The 14,528-nt window shown below is 45.4% G+C and carries 16 protein-coding genes; 4 read left to right on the forward strand and 12 right to left on the reverse strand.

Annotation, left to right across the window (positions count from 1 at the left end; all coding sequences use genetic code 11):
- Positions 1-25: 25 nt before the first annotated feature.
- The gene (locus tag MKS89_RS15960) at positions 26-1,723 is read right to left on the reverse strand and encodes a phosphoethanolamine transferase (protein ID WP_072954246.1); all 1,698 of its coding nucleotides are present in this window, start codon (positions 1,721-1,723) and stop codon (positions 26-28) included.
- Complete coding sequence (locus MKS89_RS15965) at positions 1,720-2,076, reverse strand: diacylglycerol kinase (RefSeq protein WP_072954249.1); 357 nt, start codon at positions 2,074-2,076, stop codon at positions 1,720-1,722. Before MKS89_RS15965 ends, MKS89_RS15960 begins: the two co-directional genes overlap by 4 nt.
- A 228-nt stretch (positions 2,077-2,304) precedes the next feature.
- Here MKS89_RS15965 and MKS89_RS15970 point away from each other — a divergent pair, with 228 nt between their 5' ends.
- Entirely contained in the window at positions 2,305-2,529 is a 225-nt protein-coding gene (locus tag MKS89_RS15970; RefSeq protein ID WP_165614801.1) for an ROK family protein, read from the forward strand.
- Here MKS89_RS15970 and MKS89_RS15975 read toward each other — a convergent pair.
- The 3 genes from MKS89_RS15975 to MKS89_RS15985 are packed head-to-tail and all read right to left on the reverse strand — an operon-like array spanning position 2,520 to position 6,177.
- Complete coding sequence (locus tag MKS89_RS15975; RefSeq protein ID WP_072954255.1) at positions 2,520-4,649, reverse strand: putative bifunctional diguanylate cyclase/phosphodiesterase; 2,130 nt, start codon at positions 4,647-4,649, stop codon at positions 2,520-2,522. The genes MKS89_RS15970 and MKS89_RS15975 overlap by 10 nt on opposite strands.
- Before the next feature lie 38 nt (positions 4,650-4,687).
- Positions 4,688-5,140, reverse strand: a complete 453-nt coding sequence (locus MKS89_RS15980; protein WP_072954258.1) for a hypothetical protein — start codon at positions 5,138-5,140, stop codon at positions 4,688-4,690.
- Positions 5,140-6,177 (reverse strand): hypothetical protein, encoded by a 1,038-nt coding sequence (locus MKS89_RS15985; RefSeq protein WP_072954261.1) that lies wholly within the window; start codon positions 6,175-6,177, stop codon positions 5,140-5,142. Before MKS89_RS15985 ends, MKS89_RS15980 begins: the two co-directional genes overlap by 1 nt.
- A gap of 390 nt (positions 6,178-6,567) precedes the next feature.
- On the opposite strand from MKS89_RS15985, the gene MKS89_RS15990 reads away from it, so the two are divergent.
- On the forward strand, positions 6,568-7,173 hold the full coding sequence (locus MKS89_RS15990; RefSeq protein WP_072954264.1) for a DNA-3-methyladenine glycosylase I: 606 nt from the start codon (positions 6,568-6,570) through the stop codon (positions 7,171-7,173).
- A gap of 461 nt (positions 7,174-7,634) precedes the next feature.
- Here MKS89_RS15990 and MKS89_RS15995 read toward each other — a convergent pair whose 3' ends face one another.
- The 4 genes from MKS89_RS15995 to MKS89_RS16010 all read right to left on the reverse strand — a co-directional run bounded on the left by MKS89_RS15995 (position 7,635) and on the right by MKS89_RS16010 (position 9,534).
- Positions 7,635-8,102, reverse strand: coding sequence for a 5-oxoprolinase subunit C family protein (locus tag MKS89_RS15995; RefSeq protein WP_242656008.1), 468 nt, complete (start codon positions 8,100-8,102; stop codon positions 7,635-7,637).
- A 14-nt stretch (positions 8,103-8,116) separates the two neighbouring features.
- On the reverse strand, positions 8,117-8,710 hold the full coding sequence (locus tag MKS89_RS16000) for a 5-oxoprolinase subunit B family protein (RefSeq protein ID WP_083571242.1): 594 nt from the start codon (positions 8,708-8,710) through the stop codon (positions 8,117-8,119).
- Positions 8,711-8,794: 84 nt separating this feature from the next.
- Complete coding sequence (locus tag MKS89_RS16005; protein WP_072954266.1) at positions 8,795-9,046, reverse strand: acetyl-CoA carboxylase; 252 nt, start codon at positions 9,044-9,046, stop codon at positions 8,795-8,797.
- A 29-nt stretch (positions 9,047-9,075) separates the two neighbouring features.
- Positions 9,076-9,534 (reverse strand): LamB/YcsF family protein, encoded by a 459-nt coding sequence (locus MKS89_RS16010; RefSeq protein ID WP_242656009.1) that lies wholly within the window; start codon positions 9,532-9,534, stop codon positions 9,076-9,078.
- A gap of 3 nt (positions 9,535-9,537) precedes the next feature.
- On the opposite strand from MKS89_RS16010, the gene MKS89_RS16015 reads away from it, so the two are divergent.
- A complete protein-coding gene (locus MKS89_RS16015; protein WP_131814830.1) occupies positions 9,538-9,816 on the forward strand; it encodes a LysR substrate-binding domain-containing protein in 279 nt (92 codons plus the stop codon).
- 58 nt (positions 9,817-9,874) lie between these two features.
- Positions 9,875-10,657, forward strand: coding sequence for a transporter substrate-binding domain-containing protein (locus MKS89_RS16020; protein ID WP_072955050.1), 783 nt, complete (start codon positions 9,875-9,877; stop codon positions 10,655-10,657).
- On the opposite strand, the gene MKS89_RS16025 is transcribed toward MKS89_RS16020, so the two are convergent.
- The 3 genes from MKS89_RS16025 to proW all read right to left on the reverse strand — a co-directional run bounded on the left by MKS89_RS16025 (position 10,654) and on the right by proW (position 14,528).
- Complete coding sequence (locus MKS89_RS16025) at positions 10,654-11,943, reverse strand: magnesium transporter (RefSeq protein ID WP_373636469.1); 1,290 nt, start codon at positions 11,941-11,943, stop codon at positions 10,654-10,656. The genes MKS89_RS16020 and MKS89_RS16025 overlap by 4 nt on opposite strands.
- A 339-nt stretch (positions 11,944-12,282) precedes the next feature.
- A complete protein-coding gene (proX, locus tag MKS89_RS16030; RefSeq protein ID WP_373636468.1) occupies positions 12,283-13,272 on the reverse strand; it encodes a glycine betaine/L-proline ABC transporter substrate-binding protein ProX in 990 nt (329 codons plus the stop codon).
- Between the two features lie 242 nt (positions 13,273-13,514).
- The gene (gene proW, locus MKS89_RS16035) at positions 13,515-14,528 is read right to left on the reverse strand and encodes a glycine betaine/L-proline ABC transporter permease ProW (protein WP_072954275.1); all 1,014 of its coding nucleotides are present in this window, start codon (positions 14,526-14,528) and stop codon (positions 13,515-13,517) included.

Raw genomic sequence — 14,528 nt, forward strand, 5'->3', positions numbered from 1 at the left:
ATCACGGAGTATCAGCAGAGACGAGCTACTCTGGGTGATCGGGCGATTTTTCCGATAGCTGTGCTATCGCCATTGCCGGGTTGGATGAACGGCATTTGGCAAAGACATCTTGTTGTGGACGATAAGCTTGGGTTGTGACATCCAGCGCGCCCAACAATGTATCGAAGAGATAGTCGTGAGAGATCCGGGCTTGTTGCGCCTCCGTTTTCAGACAAGCTTCATTGACGGATTTGGTTTGTTTAAATCCCGGTGACATCCATAGCATCAGCGGTACATGCGTCTGATATTTCGGCGCGATGCTATAAGGCAGACCGTGCAGATAAACCCCGTCTTCACCTAACGATTCACCGTGATCAGACATATAGATCAAGGCGGTATTGTAGCGATCTTCCAGCGATTTCAATTGGTCGATGGTTTGACCGACAACGTAATCGGTATAGCGGATCGTATTATCATAGGTATTGATTAACTGTTCTTGGGTACAGTTTTCAATATCCGCTCTCGGGCAGTCTGGCTGGAACGCGGCAAATTCTTTCGGATAACGCTGATAATATGTGGGGCCGTGACTGCCTATCAGGTGTAGGACGATGATCCGATTCCCCTTCATCGAAGCGACTTTTTCCTGAAAATTTTCAAGCAGCTTGATGTCGAGACAACTTGTACCATTACATAATGGGTGGCTGCTGCTCCGGGACAGATTTTCTTCCCGAAGGCGTGCGGGCACATGCTTGTCTGCGCCGTCATTTTCGCGCCAGAGAACATCGACACCAGCTCGGTTGAGAATATCCAGTACATTGTCTTGATGGAGTGCCTCTCTCTCATTGTAGTCAGACTTATTCAGCCGCGAGAACATACAAGGGACAGACACTGCAGTTGCGGTTCCGCATGACGAGACGTGTTGAAAAGAGATCACATCAGACTTGCTGGTATATGGATTGGTTTCTCTCGGATAACCATTGAGCTGATAGTTTTGACTTCTGGCGGTTTCCCCTAACACAAAAACAAATAGTGTCGGTTTGCCATTACTGGCAGTTGGTTTGGGTTGATAGGCGTCCAGACCGATCTGTTTATAATCCATCGGAGCCGTCAGATAGCTTTCTCGGATAAATCGATCGAGGCTATGTACGTAATAGGTCGGAATGATCAGTTTACGCAAATAGCTGTTGTTTCTGCCGACGGAGGCGTAGTCCTGATAGTAGAACATGGCAATAATGATGATCCCCAGTAGCGATATACTGATCGTCAGGAGCTTTTTACCGACTAAGCGTAGGACGCTGCGTTCTGGACGGATCGGGGATAACCACAGTGAAATGGTTGGAATGATCCCCAGAATGGTGACCCATAAGATCGAGTTCATACTCAGATATGAGGTTGCTTCACCAGTGTTGGTTTCGACGATATTACGGATCATATCGATGTCAAATATGACACCGTAGTTGTAACTCGCATAACAGACGATGCTTGAGGTAATGATCAGAATAGAAAAGAAGACCTTGGTGATTTTCGGCCAAGTAAACAGCGCAAAGATAATATTTAAGGTGCAGAAGAAAAATAGCGGGATTGAGATGATAAAGCCGGTATCAACCGTCTCAAGCTTGTTGAAAATGGTCTTCAAAGCCGAGTAAATCGGCAGATTGAGAAATACGGCAAAGTAAGCTGAAAGGATCAGCGTCATGATGGTATATGAGAACGGGTAAAATGTTATGGTGCGATTGATTTTCATACTAAAATCCACGTCCAGATAAAGGCAGTCAGTAAAATGGTGACAAAGACAGCCGCAGAGCCGATATCTTTGGCTCTGCCGCTTAATTCGTGAAATTCGTCACTGATCCGGTCAACAACAGCTTCGACGGCAGAGTTAAACAGTTCAGCGATTAAAATCAGGATCAACGATGCAATCATGAGCATCTGGTCGCTTGACGTGACGTTGAGCCAGAAAGTGAGCACGATTAGTGGCATAGAGACCATCACCTCCTGACGAAAGGCGGCTTCATGACGCCAGACCGAGCGGAGGCCTTTCATCGAATAAATGGTGGCGAAATAGACCCGCTTGAGCCCTTGATGGCTTGTTTTCATAACATCCTCATATGAATCAGGTCGTAAAAAATCTGACATGTGGTTGAAACATTGAGATCATCGTAGTGGGCAAGTCTTAAGATTTACTTAAGAACGATAAAAGAGATGTCACCTTTAAAGAGCCGAGGAAATATCATGTGTATTGGCATTGACCGGCAACCGGATCGATGAACTGGCTGCACAGGGAGATGAGCTCGCCCAACAGGTTTGTGTGATTGTGAACGTCGGTTGGCACAATCGCTGGCGGCATACAGCAACATTATTGACCCGGATGTGGTGGTCTTTGTTGGTAGCGTGAGCAATATCCAGCGTTTCTATCACAATATCCCGCAAATACTGCCTGAATTTATTTTTGGCGGGGAGTATCAGACACCGATGGGGCAAGCTGTCCATGGCGATTCAAGAGGCGTCCGTGGGGCTGCATGGTTATGGTCTGTCGGCGATCAATCGTGAGCGTGTGGTTCGAGAGAGGTGAATAACCGGGAATAGTTTTGTATTGATGAATGGATGGCCTGCGCTAAATTGTCCAGTGGCACCGGGGCAGAAAAGTAATACCCTTGCAGACTATCGCAACCTTTTTCTATGAGGTAACGGGCGTGTTCTTCCGTTTCTACACCTTCACAACAGCTATGTAATCCGAGCTGTTGTGAGAGCGACAGAATAGCATTGAGAACCGAAGCATCTTTATCACTGTTAAATGAGTTGACGACAAACTGACGGTCAATTTTTAAGGTATCGATATCAATGCGGTTCAGATAGCTCAATGATGAATAGCCGGTGCCGAAATCGTCGAGTGCAATGGAACTACCCTGCGCCCTGATTCGAGAGAAGAATTGGTTTGCCAAATCAAACTTTTCCAAATAACTGGACTCGGTAATCTCAAACTGAAGCCGGGTAATATCTTGATGATAGGTTGTTAAAGCCTGATGCAGGACATTCTCCAACTGAGTTGTCATTAAATCTTTCGATGAAATATTGACGGAGATGATGACGGGATGGGGACAGATTGACTGAATTTCATCTAAATCCTGAATAGCCTGACAGAGCATCCAGCTCGTGATTTCGCTGATTTTGCCGCCATTTTCTGCGATAGGAATAAATTCGGAAGGTGCAATCATCCCTAGATCTGGGTTGTTCCAACGGATGAGTGCCTCAAATCCAATCACTTCACCTTGGCGAGACACTTTAGGTTGATAAACCAAAAAGAATTCATGGTTGTCAATTGCCGTTGATATACGGTTGATGATCTGCAACATACGCCGTTTTTGATGTAACATTTGAGGATTGAACAGCCGATATGACCCTTTACCAACGTTTTTGCTGTGAGACATCGCAATATCAGCGTTAGAAATCAGGGTATCGATGTCGAAATCGGACGCTTTGGCCATGGCAATACCAATACTGACACTGGTCTGGATTTCCCACTGGCTGATGGTAATCGGGGTTTTCAGTCGGTCGATAATTGTTTGGGCAATCTGTTTCGCGATACTTGAATCCGGCAGATCGGGTAATACCACCAGAAAATCATCACCACCGAGGCGGGCAAGCGTGTCATTTGACCGCAGACTCCTCGCAATGAGTTGACTCAGATGACGTAACAAATCATCACCAGCTGTGTGCCCCATCAAATCGTTAATATCTTTAAAACGGTCTACATTGAGGAAAAAAATAGCCATATCGGTGTGATGCTGCTGTGCACTGAGTAGATATTGTTTCAGTGTTTCCATCACATAGCGTCGGTTGGGCAAATCGGTGAGATGATCGTAATTGGCGAGGTGAAACATGGAGACTTGTTGCTGGCGCAGCTTTTTATTCTGTTCCTGATTCAACTGATGTTCCTGATTGATCGTCTCCAACATTGAATTGATATCTTGGCTCAGGTGCAACACTTCACTGACGCCTTCAGCGGCATGCCGGAGCGTATAATTTCTCGAGTGTTTGACTTGTCTGGTAAATGCCGAGAGGCGGATCAAAGGCGTTACAATGCGCTGAAACATATACCAAGAAATGGCCAGAGAAATGACCAGAATCAGCAATACCAGAGGAATGGCTTTGATAAGGAGATCGTGACGGCGACTGGCAATTGGCTGGTTGAAGTCGTGGACGACTTCCAAATAACCGACCGGGTAATCCGGATTGCCAATGGTGTCCATGCTAACCAAAAAATCATCAATATGTGTCACTGGGAATGTTTTTTTTTGGGCAATGAGAGCCTGATACTGTGGATTATCAATGATATGAATCGGTTTGGCTGAGGTTTTAGAGTAGCGTTCTAGTAGATTCCAGTGTGCGTCATAAACATCGGCATAGAGAATGTGATCATATCTTTCGAAAGAGAGGAGTTTATTTTTCAGAATGAAATTTTCCGGCTCTTCAGAAAAACTGAAGAGCAGATCATCGGCAACATTTGCGACTAAGGCCTGAAGATTGTTTTTTACAGAATGAATATAAATGGCTTCGTATTCTCTAAGAGAGACCATAAAAACCGAGAGTGCACAAAGTGCAATCGACAGTGTACTGATGAAGAGAAATTTCCCTCGGATACCCAGCTTTTTATGATTCCCTGCTAACATCAAGTCAATCCTGTTTTTGGTTGTATTCTAGCCAATTGTTATTTTTGATAAACCACAATCACATTATTGGGGAGCGCCACTTGTGTCGGTACATAGCCGATCGCGTTATCTGTTGTTGCAACATAGTTCAGCAATTCCTTCACGGACGAGAGTTCGAGTGGCGGGTGACTTCGTCCCGTAAACAGCAATTGTGCCCAGTAGGATTGAATCCGACTTTCGGTTAAACCAATCACTTTAGTATTGAACAGTATTCGAGTGGGGTTGCCAACCTTTAAAGCGACCGCTCGATATTTACGGCTGAGTGTTCCACCCATGTATATTTGTCTGACTTCATGGTGGGTTAATATTGGCAGATGTGCTGCTACATTGGCGATGACAAGAATACCCGGCGGTGATTTGGCATAACTGAGCGGGCATAAAATCACTAAGTTCAGCGCCAGCCAAAAGCTAAATATGTGATAGAAGCGATGTCGTTGCGGTGCTCTACTCATCAGAACACCCACTCTAGGCTGATTTTGTAGAGATTGGCATTTCTGCTGAAGTCATTCTGAATCGAATCAAAAAAAGCGTTTTCCTCAGGTTTGCCATCTAATAAGGTGACTTCTGCTTTGAGTGCGATTTGGGGGTGTACATCCCAGCGAGTGCCAAAAGTCCATGTCGTTAAATTATCCTGAGTTCTGGATTTCAGTGTACTGACGGCTTGATAGAGTTCACTGTCAGATATTGGTACTTCATTGGCATATGATTGATATCTGACATGGCTTTGCGCAAAGGTGGTATAAAATGTCAGTGGGTGAATATTGTAGCCGGCGGAAAGGTAATAACTGTGAATATCTTTAATCAAATATCCTTGCCGAGGATTAATCATGCTCCACTCAGCACGTAAGAAGTAATCGATGGTTTCATAGGTTATCGCTACCTCTTCAAGGTCGATCCAGTGTTTCTGCCCCAAAGCCTTTGCGGTTTTTGTATAACCGCCGTTTTCTAGTGCTGCTTGCAACTGATTCAGCTCTGCTTTATTCAGGTTTACTTGCCCGTGGTGATGAGACATCCGTAGTGTCAGGTCATCGATATTAAGATGTGCAATCAGTCCACCAAAGACTTTGACATCGAATTCAGTTGTCCCGAAATTGGTGTCGTGTGTACCTGAGTAATGTCCTAAATAAGTTTCGATAGATGCGTCGATATTGTCACTAGCATGGCCCCATGCTAAATCAACCCCGTGATATGTCGGGAACAGCCAACTTTTATAGATTTGCTGCGGTGCAGAGATCCAAGGATAGGCATAACCGACATCAAGGACATCACTTAACGCGAAAAAGGGGGTTTGTAATCGGCCAACTTTCAATTGGAGGTTATCGCCCGGTTGATAAGAAAAGTACGCCCAATTAATGAGATCTTGGTCTGCGGAACGCTGTGTTCGTACGATGCCTTGAACTGTTGCACTAAAGGCGGAGTTGAAGCGGTAGGACGTTTGCAAACCGAGTAATGTTTCCGGTTTCAGAGAGATGCGATCCGAATATTCCATATACGTTGCCTGGGAGGTCGTCAAATAACCCGCGGTTATCCGGCCAAACCCAGAAAGGGAAAAATGGTCATCAGGATTTGCATATCCTTCGTGGGGGAAAAAAATCAGAAATAAAGTAAAGAAGCAGGCTATTTGAGATACTTCTTGGTATTTTCTACGATATCTTATATTAAAAAAAGACAACATCATATTGAGTCTGCGACGGTGCTCACCATCCAAATTGTTAATAAATTGTAACTTATTTCTTTCTAAGAAATCTATTTAGATTTTGAATAGATTTGCTTGAATTTCACATAATATATCTAATTGCTTCGAAGATGAAAGGTTATGTCTCTGATAAGCAGTTTTTTCATTTACTATTGTTTTAATTGGTGTATTTGAGAGAAAAATATGAGTGATGAATATATTGGCCCTGATGGCCTGAAGCGGTGTCAATGGTGTAGCACGACCACTGATTTTCTTGACTATCATGATCATGAATGGGGATTTCCGGTCGATGATGACCGAACCTTGTTTGAAAAAATATGTCTGGAGAGCTTTCAGTCTGGTTTGAGCTGGCGGACGATCCTAGCCAAACGAGAGAATTTTCGTCGGGCTTTTTTGAATTTTGATTTTAACCAAATGGCTCAGTTTACCGAGCAGGATGTCGAACGTTTGCTACAAGATGCAAGTATCATCCGGCATCGTGGAAAAATTGAAGCGGTTATTAACAATGCTAAACGAGCGCAGGAACTGGTGGCTCAGGAAGGGTCTTTGGCGGCTTTTTTCTGGCGCTATGAGCCGGATCCAGCCACATTACAAGAACCTCAATCGGTATCCACTTCACCGGAATCAGTGGCTTTGTCGAAGCAACTGAAAAAGATGGGGTGGAAGTTTGTCGGGCCAACGACGATATATGCATTTTTACAGGCAATGGGACTGGTCAATGATCACGAAAAAGGCTGTGTGATTCGGGAAAAAGTGGCACGGGTTCGGGCTGGTTTTCAACGGCCATAGCCGTGATAACAATTCTCACAAATGAGACAGTCGTGATTTTCACTGTAAAATACATCCATTCATTTTGACAACCGAAATACAGAGAACTATAAAAATGAGTAATCATTTTATAATGATTAATATCATTAAAATTATAATAAAGTTCATATGCATCTATATTCATTATTGCAAATGATGCAGTAATGATTTGATCGAATGGAGAAAGCAGAATGGTTATCGAAGTTGGATTGGTTATGTTATGTACAGGCGTTTTGTTAACGCTTTACTTCCGTATCAACCGCTAAGCGAGGCTTGACGCGTTTGATGAGACTCTGAAACGCAGTGTCAGGATAGAGACTGTGATCATGTCCGATGATAGAAATATCAATCGGCACAAAAAGACCATGACTTGTCATCCATATGACGAGCATGGCTTTTTTATTTGAGCCGATATTGATGAAGTCACCTATATTCTACCGATATCACAGCATCAAATGTTCATCGAGTTGCTGTAAGCGCAGATTTGTTTCTTTTCTGGCTTGTAGTGCCGTTTCGATCGTAATTGACTCAAACTGAGCTTTGTAATTGGGTTGCATTTGGCCGATCAGGTCAAGGTCTGAACTGATGACTGTCCCGATAGTCGCATAACCACCGCCTGAGACGGCATCGCGAAGGAGCACAATGGGTTCCTTACCTGACGGCACTTGGATGGAACCGATCGGATAGCAGGCATCGACAATATTTGACGGATCAGAACCGGCACCAAACGGCGGAACTCTTGGTTTGAATTCAAGTGAATGACTGCCTTTAAAGCGATAACCAATGCGGTCAGCTTCGCTCCCGACCAGCCATTCGTCTCGATAAAAACGGCGCAGGCTTGTTGGCGTTACTCGATGTGCATATAGCCCCTCAACGACCCGAATCGTTGTTTCTTTATGAATCGGCCGCAAGAAACGTTTAGGAATCAGATGCAGTCAAAACATCCACCGTGACCGACAGTCTGTTTGGGGGTATCGGTTCTGGGGGTCAGATATTTCGGGACTTCAAGTTGCTGTTCTTGCTCGACCATTTGAAACATAAAGGGGAGGCCGGCAACAAATCCAACCATCGAGACAAACCAGGGGGAGTGGCTATGTGCACGAATAAAGTCTTCAATGTTGCCGTGCCCGTTTAAGCTCGCAGCATATTCTAAATCAGTTTGTTCAGGCGATTGATGCCGATCCCGAAAACGCATCAGCGTTTCGTGTGTCCAAGGATCATTGTAATAAACAGGAATTTCAATGATCCGAGTATTGAGACGATGGGTGATGCTGCGGGCACTTTCAAGTGATTTTACTTTGTCCGGCAATGTTTGTGGCGATATCCGGTCGGGATTGAACCGAATTTGAAACGATGCGTTGGCAAGACAGATATCTAAAATTCCCGATAGACTCATCGCTTTCAAGCGATTGGTTATGTCTAACCCGCGGAAAAATGCAGGCAGTGACATCGACTCGGCGATCTCAGCAAACAGGTGTTCATCGCCCCCGAAAGAGTATCGGATTGATTGTTCAGGCATGTCCTCATTCTCCTTCCTCTTACTGGCCAGCGAATATTCCCGACAGGCCGTTGCATTTACCATTTTGACTTCGCGAGTATGGGGTTACTTTGGCGATTCAATACTGGCAATCACTTGACCGGGTTCAATAAAATCTTCGTTCTCGATATAAAACGATCTCAGGATGCCATCGACATCTGCAGTGACTTCGGAAAACTGTTTCATTACTTCAATTAATCCAATCACCTCACCACGGTGTACTTCACTCCCTTCAGCGACAAATTCTGCTACGTCAGGCGCCGGACGCCGATAAAAAATACCGGGTAACGGGGAGATGATTTGATGTGTACTTGTCATTCCTTACCTCAATCTTGGTGATATAGATTTTAACGATTCACACGGTTGGGCGCCTGAATCGAAATACCGGCTTGTTCCAGCGTTTGTCTGACGACTTGAACGAGTGCCAACGCGCCCGGGGCGTCACTATGAATACAGATTGAGTCGAATTGTACCGAAATCTCCTGATTATCAATGGTCGTTACTTTATTTTTGCGACACGCTTTGAGGACTCTTTTTGCAACCTGATTCGGGTCCAACATTTCGGTTTTCCGGGTAAAAAAGACGATTGAGCCACTTTGATCGTATTCTCGATCTGCATAAAACTCACAAATGACTGAGTGACCTTTGTCTAATGCAAGTTGATGGAGCCGTGAGCCATGCATCACATATAAGATAAGTTCTGGTGCAAGACGGTGGAGCTGATGAATAAATAAGTTGGCCGCTTCATCGTTGTTGGCCAGATGCATGTATAATGCACCGTGGGGCTTGATATGCTGTAAGGGCATTTCGTGAGCGGATGCAATCTCTCTCAACGCCCCGATTTGGTAAATGATGTTGCAAACGGATTGGGCGTTGCCATTCTTTCTGATCTCGTTTACAGGCCGTGGTCTTTAGAAGGGCGGCGGATTGAAACTCGTTCTCTGGATGATGTGATCGATCCGATGAGTGTCGGTTTAGCTTGGAAGCGTGGTAAGACTTTTACCCAAGCGATGCTGGCTATTCGGAGATATTTACAGCAAGCCTACCTTACTCCGAAGCAGAATACGATCAGAAATACGGTACTATAAAAGTCCTGATGATATGATCAGGTCTGTGGGTACATCAAATAAATAAGTGGTTGAATTGATGATATTGATTGCCGGTTTTATGCGTTTTATTACTCAGACAGATCAATTGGCATATATTCGCAAACGAGGTTGCTTGCGGGTTGGTACACCGGGAGATTACCATTTACTATCATACTTTGATGGTGAGACATTTTCCGGCTATGACATTGACATGGCTGCTTATTTGGCAGAGCAGTTGGGGGTTGAAGTTGAGTTCGTGTTGACTGCAAGGCAGGCGCTGGTTTCCGGGTTGTATTCAGACCAGTTTGATATCGCGATGGGTGGGATTCCTCGTTCAGTCTCTGGTCAGTATGAGGTTGAACAGACGCAAAGTTACCTGACTTTTCATCATGTGTTGATGACAACAGCGGACAACCAATCACGTTTCAGTGGTTTTGAGCAACTCAACCGTCCTGAGGTAAAAATTGGTGTGCATGTTGGTCAAATCTATCAAACATTGGCTGAACAGTATTTTCCGGCAGCCACGATTGTGCCGTTTGAGAACTATTTAAATATGCCACTGGCCGTCGAGGCCGGGCAGATCGATGTGATGATGACTGAAACGCCATTCGCGCAGTTTTATCAGGTGGCCGAATCACCATTGGTTGTCGTTCGAGAACTGACGCAGTTGGGGCAACATCAATTCAGTTATCTGCTGCCTCTTGGGCAGCAGCGGTTACTCAATATGGTCAACTTGATGCTGGATGACATTAAACTCAAAGGTATCGAGCGACAGTTGATGGTCAAACATGCATTGCACCAACCTGTTGAGTGTCATGTACCGGACAGTCATTCTGCTTAAAGTAAAATCGCACCGGCCGTCCCCAGAAAAGCAAAAAAGCCGACGACATCGGTGACGGTTGTCAGAATGACCGAACCTGCCAGTGCAGGGTCGAGTTTGAATTTATCCAACAATATCGGGATTAAAACCCCAAACAATCCAGCCGTTGCAATGTTGACGACAATGGCGAAAGCGATCGTCATCCCCAATCCCAGCGATTGATACCATAGGCCAGTGATAGCTCCGATAATCAATGCCCAGAACAGGCCGTTCAATGCGCCAATCCCCAGTTCATTTTTCAGGAAAGTCCATCGGTTGCCGGACGTGATCTGGTTTAAAGCCATCGCTCGTACCATTAATGTGAGGGTCTGACTACCGGCAATACCACCCATCGAGGCAACAATGGGCATCAACACAGCCAGAGCAACGACTTGAGCGATCACATTTTCAAAGAGTCCAATTGTGATAGAAGCCAGAATTGCTGTCATCAGATTAATACCGAGCCATACTCCCCGTTTTTGTGCCCCTTTGAAAACGGGGGCAAACAAGTCATCCCCTTCGTGAATACCGGTCCCTGCCATCAGGCGGGTTTCGTAAATTTCTCGTTGAACGCTAAGCGTAAACTGCCAGTCAACTACACCGATCAAGATTCCGTAATCCCCCAATACGGGGAGCGTCGGGTATTCCGAATGCTCAAGCGCACTGACGGCTTCTGAAAGTGGTGCGGTTGCTTTGAGTTGGGTGAGATTGGTTTTATTCAGTGAACTGAGCGGTGCTGACAGGTCTGCGGTCAGTAAATCTGCGGAACTGATCAGACCTCGGAATTTTTTATCTTTATTGATCAGATAAATATAAGGCGTCGGATCATCCTGATATTTATCCAACAAGATTCTGGCACGACTGACCCGAATGTTGAACGGCAAAGTAAACACTTTACGGTTTGCCCAGTGACCAAGCTGGTTGTCATCATACTGGTTGGCTTGGTCATAAAGTTCCAATTCATCCCGGCTGATTAATCGCAGTGCTTCACTGATGATTTCATCAGGCAGGGAGTCTTCCCACTCCAACAGCGACAGGTTATCTAGCTTCGTGAGGATTAATTTCAGTTCAGTCGGTGTCAGACTTTGAATCACTGAAATCCGAGCTTCTGAACGCATTTCCGTCAGAACGGGAATATGAAATTCAAGGGGTAAAGCCCGCCAGAGCTTGACCCGTTGCTCTACTTTTAAGGCCTCAAGTAAACGCGCGACAGTATCCGAATCCATACCGTGATTCAGATATGAGGTCAGTTGTTTTGACTGGTCAATATCATCGGCTTGTGTCAGTGATTCAATAAATAAGGATAAGTCGTTTTGATCGCTCAATTTTTTCACTCCGAGAATGCATTCATAACACCAGATTGCATCAGAAAAGATCTGCACCGGAGCATATGGTTATGGGATGTCCATTGAGGCAGCACTTCCTGAATGTGTGGTCTTAAAGATACACTGAATCCTACGGTTACTTGGACGGCTATGATACTCAAGAATAAAAACGGCAGGAACAAAAATCAAAGGGAAGTGGTGAGATTCTGGGAGAATCTATCTGAAACCATCAGACAGGCCTCAAGATCGACCTGACGATGGTTTCAGTATGGATTAGCGTGACTATTGCGCTGCGGCTTTCGCTTGTTTTATCCAAGAGTTAAATAATTTCTGGTGAGCTTTGATCCAACCATTGGCATGCGCTTCAATATCCGCGGAACTATTTTTTCCCTGACTCATCATCATGTTTTCTGCATTCACATCGTTGATGTTGAGCTTCATGAGTGAGAATAACTTCGCGGCTGCTGGGTTATTTTGTGCAAACTTCTTATTCGCAACAATTCTCATTGTGTTCATCTCGAAACCATAATTTTTACCATTCGGGAGACTGGTATCAATGTTCTTCCGATCGCCGGGTAGTGCTGAGAACGGTACTTGAAGCCAGACAACATCTTTTCCCGGAACCAATACACCACTGACCCAATACGGTGTCCATGTGTAATATAAAATCGGCTGACCTTTGTGATAGCGAGCGATTGTGTCAGCAATCAGTGCCGAATATTTACCCTGATTGTGTGTCACAGTTTGACGTAAACCGTAAGCATCTAAATGATGCTCGATAACATTTTCACATCCCCAACCGGGGTTACATCCGGTAAGATCCGCTTTACCATCATCGTTGGTATCGAAAAGCTTAGCCAGTTTCGGATCTTTTAACTGTTCAATATTGGTAATTCCGTATTTCTGGGCTGTTTTTTTGTCAATGAGATAGCCCTGTGCCGCACCTGAAATATAGTTGCCTGCAACATAGAACGCGTCGTCACCACCTGATTTTTTATATTTGTTGTCGTGGAGGGGGAACCAGCCAACAGCAAGGTAAGTTGCGTCGTCGTTGGCAATCGAGGTATAGGCGACGTTGTAATCGACTTCTTTGGTGGGTAAAACCGTATAGCCTAAAGCTTCCATCGCTTTGTTGACGATTAGCGTCTGAAAGGTTTCCTCTGCAATTGTGGATTGAACGGGCTGAACCGTAATCCCTTTTCCGGGTAAATCTTCAGCAAAAGCCAGTGAGGCTTGACACGTTGATAATACCAGACCGGTGGTTATCAACATTCTCCGTGTATATTTCATATTTGATTTCCTTATATAGATGAGCTTATCAATGCCCGAATTACCTCAATACTTCGCATTTGGGCCTCTTCAGGTCTTAAGGAAAAGAACCGCTGGAATACACTTCATTGATGTGAAGGTCCGGTTCTATGGTCAGCCAATCAGAAACGAGACTTATGGTTGAGTTCGTGACTGACTGGCGATATTCCCTCGTGCTGCGTGGCTTTGTTATTTCGTAACCCTGGTTAATTTCTTTTTGCAACCAGTCGCCAGATGAAACTGGCGGGACCAGAGTGATACCAACGACTTTTGTTATCCCGGGTTGCAATGCCGATGGTTTGCGTAATGCGATCCAATAGAATGGCGAGAATCACAATCCCAAGTCCGCCAACAGCTGCCATCCCCATATCGAGCCGACCAATACCGCGTAATACGGTTTGTCCCAGTCCGCCCACGGCAATCATTGAAGCGATGACCACCATAGAAAGTGATAGCATCAGTGTCTGGTTTACGCCAGCCATGATCGATGGCATCGCCAAAGGAAGCTGAATGCGATACAACATCTGTTTCGGGCTTGCACCGAAAGCATGACCGGCTTCAACCAGTTCTTCTGGAACTTGTTGGATGCCGAGGATGGTCAATCGAACGATGGGCGGCAGTGCGAAAATAATGGTCACGACGACACCGGGGACATTACCAATCCCGAACAACATCACAATAGGAACGAGATAGACAAACGCAGGGGTTGTCTGCATCGCATCAAGTATTGGCCGAATTATTTTCGCGGCCGTCTGATTCCGGGCCAACCAGATGCCGAGCGGCAGCCCTATCAGTAAGCAGAAAAATACCGAGGTCATGACCAAGGCCAATGTCACCATTGCACCACTCCACGCACCGACCAGACCGATCACAATTAATGAAATCAGTGAAACGATCCCCATGCGTAGCCCGGCCATTTGCCAAGCCAGCAAAAACAACACCACTAACATGATGGGAGCGGGTGTGGTGACTAATACGGTCTGGAATGAGCTGAGGATTAAATCGATCGGAATGCGGATCGCCTGAAATAGCGGGCGTCCATGCGTTACTAGCCAGTTGAGTGCCGTTTCTACCCATTGATCAAAGGGGATGATTGCGTCTTTAAATGGGTGTAACCAGTGAAATGTCTCTGGTGGTGGCGTGCTGGCATTTAACCAGTCACTGCTCGCAGCGGTGCTTGTCGCCCAAGGGTCAACGTTTTGTGTGGATTCCATTGCCAT

The sequence above is a fragment of the Vibrio gazogenes genome (genome assembly GCF_023920225.1).
GTDB lineage: Bacteria > Pseudomonadota > Gammaproteobacteria > Enterobacterales > Vibrionaceae > Vibrio > Vibrio gazogenes.